Source organism: Pseudomonas sp. BYT-1, from assembly GCF_023611805.1.
In the GTDB taxonomy this organism is placed as follows: Bacteria; Pseudomonadota; Gammaproteobacteria; order Pseudomonadales; family Pseudomonadaceae; genus Aquipseudomonas; species Aquipseudomonas guariconensis.
The window spans coordinates 12630-21319 of sequence record NZ_CP072559.1 but is presented as its reverse complement, the minus strand read 5'-3'; the positions used below and the strand labels follow the sequence as shown (position 1 = coordinate 21319).

Here is an 8690-nt window from a genome sequence, read left to right as displayed (position 1 = left end):
GGCTTTGGAGTGGTCGGCAGCTGATCCTGGATCAGTATCCTGGCAACAATCGTGATCCATCCCCGCCATCATCTCCATCCCCATGGTTTGCATGGGGCATGGTTCAATGGCTGAGTCGACTCCCGCCATGCCGTTGAGAGGAAGCGATGCGATTAGAAGCAGGATGGTGAACAGTCGTAGGAGCCGGTTCATGATGGCCGAGTATAGGTTACACGCATGAAATGAGCATTAAGCCGTTTGAGGCTTGGAAGTGGATTGTTTGGCGTGCGGCAGAGCGATGTGAAAACTCGTCACGCCGTCAGCGGAGGTACACCAAATTCGCCCACCATGAGCCTCGATGATCGAACGCGTTATGGCCAGACCCAAGCCGGCGTTGCTTGGGCTTCCTTCCCGCCTTGCAGGGTCAGCGCGATAGAACCGGTCGAAGATTTTGTTGATATGTTCCGGATCAATCGTGGCCCCATTGTTCTGGACGGACAGGTTCACTTGATCAGCCGCCTCGACAATCCGGACGGCGATATCGTGGCCTTCGGGGGTATAGCGCAAAGCGTTGGATAGAATGTTGGAAACCGCCCGGTCAATCATTAGCCGGTCACCACGGATCGTACCTTCGCCTTGAAGGGCAAGCCGAATGCTTCGGTCTTCGGCTGCAAGCTGGTAGTACTCAATCAGTCTGGACACTAGCCCGACCAGATCGATATCAACCTGCTCGGGGATGATCAAGCCGTTATCAGCTTTTGCCAGGAACAGCATGTCATCGATCATGCGCGACATGCGCTTGAGGTCTTCAAGATTGGAGTAGAGGTTGTCTTCGTAGGCATCGAGGTCGCGTTTTTTGGTCAGAACGACTTCGGTATGCGTCAGAAGATTACTTACCGGAGTCCGCAGCTCATGTGCGATGTCGGCTGAGAAGTTTGATAGCCGGACGAACGCGTCTTCCAGGCGTGCAAGCATTCCGTTGAAGGAGAGGATCAGCTCCTGCAATTCAAGCGGCACGGGCTCCAATGGAATTCGCTCGCGAAGGGACCGGGCAGACATGGATGTCGCCACCTTGGTGATCTGCCCAACCGGCCGAAGACCGCTCTTGGCCACGATCCACCCCAATCCTGCACTAACCAGAGCGCTGATGACCAAGCCAATGCCGAACCACCATTGCAGCGTCTTGAAAAAGTGGGCATGGCTGGTGACATCCAGCATCAACATGACTGTTACCGGCGCCTGCGCCTGCGCTATAGCCAGTTGAGAGGTAATCCCCCGGAAGTTCCGCGAGTCGATTTGCCAGTCCCAAACGGCGCCAGAAGAGGCCTGCTTAAAGCGCTCAGGGATGCGGGATGCCTTGGAGTCCGAGAACAGGACAGTACCGTCAGCATCAAGAATCTCCGCAGAAAGGTCCTGATGAGCCCCCAACAAAGCACGCAGTTGAGGCTCCTGATCCTCAAGTTCATCACGTGCTGCTGAAAGTGAAAGGATGTGCCGGGTGGATTCGAGTTTCTCGGCCAGGGCTTGCTCATCCAGCATCTGGAAATGGTGCTGACTGAGCATGTAGAAGCTCACGCCGGCAACGACCAATACGGCGATGACCGCGAACATGAACATGAGGGTAAGGCGTTTAACGAGCGACGATTGGGCGCGCATTACTCGGGAACATCCATCAGATAGCCCATGCCACGAACTGTATGTATGAGCTTGGGGGCGAAATCGTCATCAATCTTGGCCCGCAACCTACGAACAGCAACCTCGATCACGTTAGTGTCGCTGTCGAAGTTCATATCCCACACCTGCGATGCGATCAGGGACTTCGGCAGTACCTCGCCGCGTCGGCGCATGAGTAGTTCCAGTAAGGAGAACTCCTTGGCTGTGAGGTCGATCCGCTTGCCATTTCGGGTGGCCCGGCGCTTAAGCAGGTCTACCTCCAGGTCAGCCATCTTCATAGTGGTCTGAGCATAGCCACTGCTGCCTCTTCGCAGCAAAGTGCGCACACGCGCTAGCAGTTCCGAGAATGCAAAGGGTTTGACCAGGTAATCGTCAGCCCCGAGTTCTAACCCTTTCACGCGATCGTCCACGCCATCACGGGCCGTCAAAAACAAGACTGGGACCTCTTTCCCTGCCGCACGTACCATCCGCAGCACCTCCCAGCCGTCTAGCCCCGGCATCATTACATCAAGAATCAGCAGGTCATACGCCTCGCTCAAAGCGTATTGCAGCGCGTCGGTCCCTGTGACCACACGATCGACGGTAAAGCCTGCCTCCGTCAGCCCTTGCTGCAGGTAGGCCCCGATTTTTGGCTCATCTTCGGCTACGAGTAATTTCATCTGCTGCGCCCCCTTGGATGCCCTTCAGTGTGCAGCAAAAAAGGCACCCAACCAGAAGCTGACGGAAAAGTAATGTCGGGCTCAGCTTGCTGACAGTGCCGGGTAGCTAGCTTGAGCACTGTGAACGGCGCCAATCAGGCGAAACTGACCCTTAGAGGAAACGCAAATGAACATGATCAAAGCGATTGTGATGGTAGTCACCTTCGGCATGGCGAGCCTCGCCCTGGCTGAAGGCGGCGCGGATCGCACCTTCGCCAGGATGGAAGCTGCACGTGCATCTTCCATGCAGGCTTACCAGGTTGCTCAGGAGAAAAAAGCAGAGGCTCCTGTTACCGCCCAAAGCCAAAAGCACCCCGGCCACGAGAGCTGCTGAGCTTAGCTTACAGAAATGTAATCACCCCGGAATCTGAACTATGTCAGCTTTCGGGGTATTGCCTCCCGCAATCCTTGTGCTTTGGCGAAAGTCTACGAGGCTTGGGGGAGCTCAATTGAAACCAGATGGCTGCGGATCCCGCAGTCTGGATATCAGCGATCTACCTGATTGGACGCAACGGCATGCAAAGCAAAACCACGAGACGTTCATTCGTCAAAGGCCTGGCTGCTACCGGACTACTGGGTGGGCTGGGCATGTGGCGCGCGCCGGTCTGGGCCGTAACCAGCCCTGGCCAGCCTAACGTACTGACCGGCACCGATTTTGACCTGTACATCGGGGAGCTCCCGGTGAACATTACCGGGGCAGCTCGAACGGCGATGGCCATCAACGGTTCGCTGCCAGGACCAATACTCCGTTGGCGCGAAGGCGACACGGTCACGCTACGGGTTCGCAACCGCTTGAAGCAGGACACGTCCATCCACTGGCACGGCATCATCCTGCCGGCGAATATGGACGGCGTGCCGGGTCTAAGCTTCCATGGCATCGCTCCCGACGGCATGTACGAGTACAAGTTCAAGGTCCACCAGAACGGCACCTACTGGTACCACAGCCATTCGGGCTTCCAGGAGCAGGTCGGTGTTTACGGTGCGCTGGTGATTGATGCCAAGGATCCAGAGCCTTTCACCTACGATCGTGACTATGTCGTCATGCTGAGTGATTGGACCGACGAAGACCCGGCGCGGGTTATGTCCAAGCTCAAAAAACAGTCGGACTATTACAACTTCCACAAGCGCACCGTTGGCGACTTCGTCGACGACGTGAGCGAGAAAGGTTGGTCTGCTGCTGTGGCCGATCGAAAGATGTGGGCCGAGATGAAGATGAGCCCAACCGATCTCGCTGACGTGAGCGGGCACACCTACACCTACCTCATGAACGGCCAGGCGCCAAATGGGAACTGGACGGGAATCTTCAAGCCAGGGGAGAAAATCCGGCTTCGCTTTATCAATGGCTCGGCGATGACCTATTTCGACGTGCGGATCCCCGGCTTGAAAATGACGGTTGTCGCAGCCGACGGTCAGTACGTTAAGCCAGTGTCGATCGATGAATTCCGGATTGCCGTTGCTGAAACCTACGATGTCATTGTCGAGCCTGAAAACGAGCAGGCTTACACCATCTTTGCTCAATCCATGGATCGCACCGGCTATTCAAGGGGTACCTTGGCTGTCCGTGAGGGCCTGCAGGCACCGGTGCCGGCTGTAGATCCAAGGCCTCTCATCTCCATGAGTGATATGGGGATGGACCACGGCAGCATGGGTGGCATGGATCACGGCAGCATGGCCGGTATGGACCACAGCAAGATGGCTGGCATGGACCACGGCAGCATGGCCGGTATGGACCATAGCAAGATGGCTGGCATGGACCACGGCAGCATGGCCGGTATGGACCATAGCAAGATGGCTGGCATGGACCACGGCAGCATGGCCGGTATGGACCATAGCAAGATGGCTGGCATGGACCACGGCAGCATGGCCGGTATGGACCATAGCAAGATGGCTGGCATGGACCACGGCAACATGACCGGTATGGACCAAAGCAATATGGCCGCCAGCGGTGCCATGCAGAACCATCCCGCCTCCGAAACAAACAACCCTCTGGTCGATATGCAGACCATGACCCCTACGCCAAAGCTGAGCGATCCGGGGATCGGGCTTCGCGATAACGGGCGTCGGGTTCTCACGTATTCGGATTTGCGTAGCACCTTCATCGACCCTGACGGCCGGGAACCTGGCCGGACAATCGAACTGCACCTTACCGGGCATATGGAAAAGTTCGCTTGGTCCTTCGATGGGATCAAGTTTTCTGACGCAGAGCCGCTGCGGCTCAAGTACGGCGAGCGCCTGCGTATTACCTTGGTCAACGACACCATGATGACTCACCCCATCCATCTGCACGGCATGTGGAGTGACCTGGAGGATGAGGACGGCAATTTCATGGTGCGAAAACACACGATCGATATGCCGCCTGGCTCGAAACGAAGCTATCGCGTAACCGCAGATGCACTCGGGCGCTGGGCCTATCACTGTCACCTCATGTACCACATGGAGATGGGCATGTTCCGAGAAGTCCGCGTGGACGAATGAACTGGAGATACGAGATGAGCAAACCAATGAAACGAAGCGCCTTTTTCCTCTCTGCCGCGATGGTTGGCCTGCTCGCGGTGTACGCCCCGTCTTCCTGGTCCAGTGACAACCATGATCAGCACTCTCAAAAGTCGTCCAACGCGGCGCAATCGAACGGCTCGAAGAGCAAGCAAGCCCAGGGCATGAACCATGAAGGCATGGATCACGGCTCCATGAAAGGCATGGATCATGGCTCTATGGAGGGCATGGATCATGGTTCCATGGAAGGAATGGATCACAGCAAAATGATGGAATCGCATGGCAGCGACAAAGCTAAGGCAGGGAAAAATGGCCAATAGCGTTGCACGACCATCGCTGCTGGCATTCGCCGTTTCTTTAGGTGTGCTGGGCGTTTCGCCCAGCTTCGCCGCTGAAATGGATCATTCCGGAATGGACCACTCGGCAATGGGCCACGGTGCCATGCAGATGGACCACGCCTCATCACAGGCTGCGATGCCGGGCATGGACCACAGCCAGATGGGCGCGAGCAAGCAACCCACGCAACCTGCACCCGTTGATCACAGCAAAATGGGCCATGGCCAGCCCAAAGCGAAACCCGCCTCGATGGACCACAGCAAGATGGACCATGGAAGCATGAAAGGCATGGATCACGGGTCCATGGAAGGCATGGATCATGGCGCGATGGGTCATTCCACGATGGGAAACGGGAACGCTGATTCGCCGACCCCGACCAGCCGTACGCCAATCCCGGTGCTGACTGATGCCGACCGGCAGGCTGCCTTCCCCCCGCTTGACGGGCACAAAATGGATGACAGCGGGTTCAACAGCTTTTTCTTGCTAGACCAACTGGAATACCAAGATGCCGATGAAGGTAGCACGCTTGCTTGGGATGCATCCGGCTGGGTGGGCGGCGATATCAATAGGCTCTGGATTCGCTCGGAAGGTGAACGAACCAATGGTGTGACTGAAGATGCTGAGCTGCAGCTCCTCTATGGCCGCTCGGTAAGCCCGTGGTGGGATGTTGTCGCCGGCGTCCGGCAGGATTTCAAACCGGAGGATCCGCAGACCTGGGCTGCGTTCGGTATTCAGGGCCTGGCCCTGTATGACTTCGAAGCTGAAGCCACCGCCTTTATCGGCGAGAACGGTCAAACCGCTGCCCGTCTGGAGGGCGAGTACGACATCTTGCTAACCAATCGTTTAATTCTTCAGCCAACCGCTGAGGCCAACTTTTATGGCAAGAACGACCCGGAACGCGGCGTCGGCTCTGGCCTGGCAAACACCGAAGTCGGGCTGCGGTTACGGTACGAGATTGTTCGCCAGTTCGCGCCATACATAGGTGTCACCTGGAGCCGTTCCTACGGCAAAACCGCCGATTTCATTCGGGATGAAGGCGGGGACGTGGACGAAGCTCGTTTTGTGGCCGGTATTCGGATGTGGTTTTGAGAACTCAACATGAAAAAAACAATTACAACGCTGGTGGCGGCAGGTGCTGTTACTAGCGCAGCAGTGCTAGGTGCTGCTTACTTCGGTCTCGTGAACGTTGGTGCGGACGACCCACACTTCCCCGCTGTGCATGCGTTTTTGGCCATGGCGCGGGATCGCTCGATTGAAGTCCGAGCAAGCGACATTGAGGTGCCAAACCTTAAAGATCCTGCTCTCATCCAAGCAGGGGCAGGCAACTACAACGCCATGTGTATCGGTTGCCACCTCGCGCCAGGGGTGGAGAAAACTGAACTCAGCCAAGCCCTATACCCATCCCCACCAAACCTCACCGAGATAGGTGTAAGCGGTGACCCTGCTGCTGCGTTTTGGACCATCAAGCACGGTATCAAAGCGACAGGCATGCCAGCCTGGGGTAAGAGCATGGACGACCAGTACATCTGGGGAATCGTCGCGTTCCTGGACCAGCTACCGCAACTCAATGCTGAGCAGTACCAGATGATGGTCGCTTCCAGTGGTGGTCACCAACATGGCGGTGGCGAAAGCGATATGCATAACCATGAAGGCCAACACGGTGGTGCGAAATCAGGTCATGGAAATCATGATGATTCCGCAGCAAACGGCGTGGCTGAGGAAAGTCATGATCATGGCAGTTCGCATTCGGAGTCTTCATCAGTAGCGGAGCACCACGGTGAACACGAGTCCGGCGAGGCGCACTCGGACCACCACACAGGTTCTACTCCCAAAACCCATGTGCACAAAGACGGGAAGGAGCACACTCATGACAAGTAAGCGCCGCTTCCTCGGTTTAAGTACCGCAGCGTCACTTCTAATCGCCTCAGCCGCCTTTGCTGCGGAGCCCCTGACTATCGATGTGCACCGGGACGCTAATTGCGGTTGCTGTAAGAAATGGATAGCGCACTTGGAGGCAAACGGCTTCAAGGTCGTCGACCACGTTGAAACGGACATGAGGGCGGTGAAGCAAGAGCTAGGAGTAGCTCCGAGGCTGGCTTCGTGTCACACCGCGGTTATCGATGGCAAGTTTGTGGAAGGTCACGTCCCCGCAGCCCAGGTGCAGGAGCTCATAAAGCGCAACGACCTGGCAGGCGTCGCGGTACCTGGCATGCCCGCTGGCTCACCAGGTATGGAGGTTGATGGCATGAAACACGCCTATCAAGTCATCGGCCTCACCAAGAGTGGGGACGATCAAGTAGTTGCCAGTTATCCTGACACGTAATGCAAGATGCCCCGGGGGAAGGGCTTCTGCCGGCCAGCCGACCAGCTGCAGCGCTGGTCGTGGTCAGCTTACTCCAAGACTTACCCTGTCCCTTCGGTCAGTTTTGACCTCTACAGTTAATTCCAGCAGAGCGATATTCGAGGATTTTCAACTCACCTGTTGAGTCCTCGTAATTCATCTGTGTCGGCATCACGTCGCAGCTACCTTTGAGCGAAGTCATACTGATAACTCTCGCCACATCCAGTTTCATTCCGTAGCGATAATGGATCACTTCAGGTGGTTTTTTTCCATTGGCAGCGGCGTAGGCACGCATTGCTTGCTCATTTGCCTGAATCATCTTTCCGTGTAAGCGATCAGATCCTCCTTCAGCTAAAGCGGATGAGGAGGCGATTACGAGCATGAGGGCGGCAATGCTTTTAGCGGTGTTCATTTCTGTTACTCCATGAAGACATGAGTGAAGCTTACCGACTGGGAGCTGTCATCCAAGTGATCCAGGAATTACATGTTTGTAAGCAGGCTATCGATAATGATGGCTCTGAATACACGTGAAAGCCGCGTCGTTTCAGGCTGCGACAGTTTTAATTCTCTAGCGAATCAGTCTGAACCGGCGTTTTGGGTGATTGCGACAGTTTTGCGTTTCCTCTCCAAATGGCTGCAGGCCGCGAAAGACGGGACCCTCTAGCGACAGTTTTAATTCTCTAAATCCACCACCCGCAGAAAATTTCGTCACGCCCCAGAATGGGAATTTGCATTCGGGGCGCACCACGATTCATCTCGTGCCAGAAGCCGCCTGCAGTGCAATCAATTGGCGAGCCAAGACTCGACTACCTCAGCGCCATACTCGTTTTTCCAGGCCTTAAGCGTACGCTGATTACCACCCTTGGTCTCAACAACCTCTCCGCTGTGTGGATTCTTGTAGACCTTCACTTCGCGTGGTTTCCGAGAGGTTTTTGGGGCCATATCAGTGGAAGCCACCGCTTGCGGATCGAGGATCAGCACCACTTGGCGCAGGCCGTAGCCATACTCGTTGAGCAAACTGCGCAGCTTCGTTTCAAATTCCATTTCCTGCTTCAGGGCAGAGTCATTTTTCAGCGCTTCCAGCTCCGCCAGTTGGGCTGCGAGCTGTTGTTCGAGCAGGCGGAATTCAGCGAGACGGGACATAAGATTCTCCAAAATGGGTTCGATGA

Annotated in this window: 10 protein-coding genes; 6 read left to right on the top strand and 4 right to left on the bottom strand. The window is 56.0% G+C overall.

The features are described from left to right. Positions 1–228 precede the first annotated feature (228 nt). Entirely contained in the window at positions 229–1635 is a 1407-nt protein-coding gene (locus J5X93_RS00090) for a heavy metal sensor histidine kinase (RefSeq protein WP_011953087.1), read from the bottom strand. Beyond that, positions 1635–2312, bottom strand: coding sequence for a heavy metal response regulator transcription factor (locus tag J5X93_RS00085; protein WP_011953086.1), 678 nt, complete (start codon positions 2310–2312; stop codon positions 1635–1637). The genes J5X93_RS00090 and J5X93_RS00085 overlap by 1 nt, the downstream gene beginning before the upstream one ends. A 166-nt stretch (positions 2313–2478) precedes the next feature. On the opposite strand from J5X93_RS00085, the gene J5X93_RS00080 reads away from it, so the two are divergent. The 6 genes from J5X93_RS00080 to J5X93_RS00055 all read left to right on the top strand — a co-directional run bounded on the left by J5X93_RS00080 (position 2479) and on the right by J5X93_RS00055 (position 7503). Further along, complete coding sequence (locus tag J5X93_RS00080; RefSeq protein ID WP_011953085.1) at positions 2479–2685, top strand: co-regulatory protein PtrA N-terminal domain-containing protein; 207 nt, start codon at positions 2479–2481, stop codon at positions 2683–2685. A gap of 182 nt (positions 2686–2867) precedes the next feature. Beyond that, the gene (locus J5X93_RS00075; protein WP_012269846.1) at positions 2868–4826 is read left to right on the top strand and encodes a copper resistance system multicopper oxidase; all 1959 of its coding nucleotides are present in this window, start codon (positions 2868–2870) and stop codon (positions 4824–4826) included. Between the two features lie 14 nt (positions 4827–4840). Continuing rightward, positions 4841–5164 (top strand): hypothetical protein, encoded by a 324-nt coding sequence (locus J5X93_RS00070; protein WP_012269845.1) that lies wholly within the window; start codon positions 4841–4843, stop codon positions 5162–5164. Continuing rightward, on the top strand, positions 5154–6269 hold the full coding sequence (locus tag J5X93_RS00065) for a copper resistance protein B (RefSeq protein ID WP_011953082.1): 1116 nt from the start codon (positions 5154–5156) through the stop codon (positions 6267–6269). Before J5X93_RS00070 ends, J5X93_RS00065 begins: the two co-directional genes overlap by 11 nt. Positions 6270–6278: 9 nt before the next feature. Continuing rightward, entirely contained in the window at positions 6279–7058 is a 780-nt protein-coding gene (locus J5X93_RS00060) for a c-type cytochrome (RefSeq protein WP_011953081.1), read from the top strand. Beyond that, positions 7048–7503: a DUF411 domain-containing protein gene (locus J5X93_RS00055; protein ID WP_011953080.1), complete on the top strand. Its 456-nt coding sequence runs from the start codon at positions 7048–7050 to the stop codon at positions 7501–7503. Before J5X93_RS00060 ends, J5X93_RS00055 begins: the two co-directional genes overlap by 11 nt. A 97-nt stretch (positions 7504–7600) precedes the next feature. On the opposite strand, the gene J5X93_RS00050 is transcribed toward J5X93_RS00055, so the two are convergent. Next, entirely contained in the window at positions 7601–7933 is a 333-nt protein-coding gene (locus J5X93_RS00050; RefSeq protein ID WP_011953079.1) for a DUF2790 domain-containing protein, read from the bottom strand. A 371-nt stretch (positions 7934–8304) separates the two neighbouring features. Further along, positions 8305–8664 (bottom strand): histone-like nucleoid-structuring protein, MvaT/MvaU family, encoded by a 360-nt coding sequence (locus tag J5X93_RS00045; protein ID WP_010951431.1) that lies wholly within the window; start codon positions 8662–8664, stop codon positions 8305–8307. Between the last annotated feature and the right edge of the window lie 26 nt (positions 8665–8690).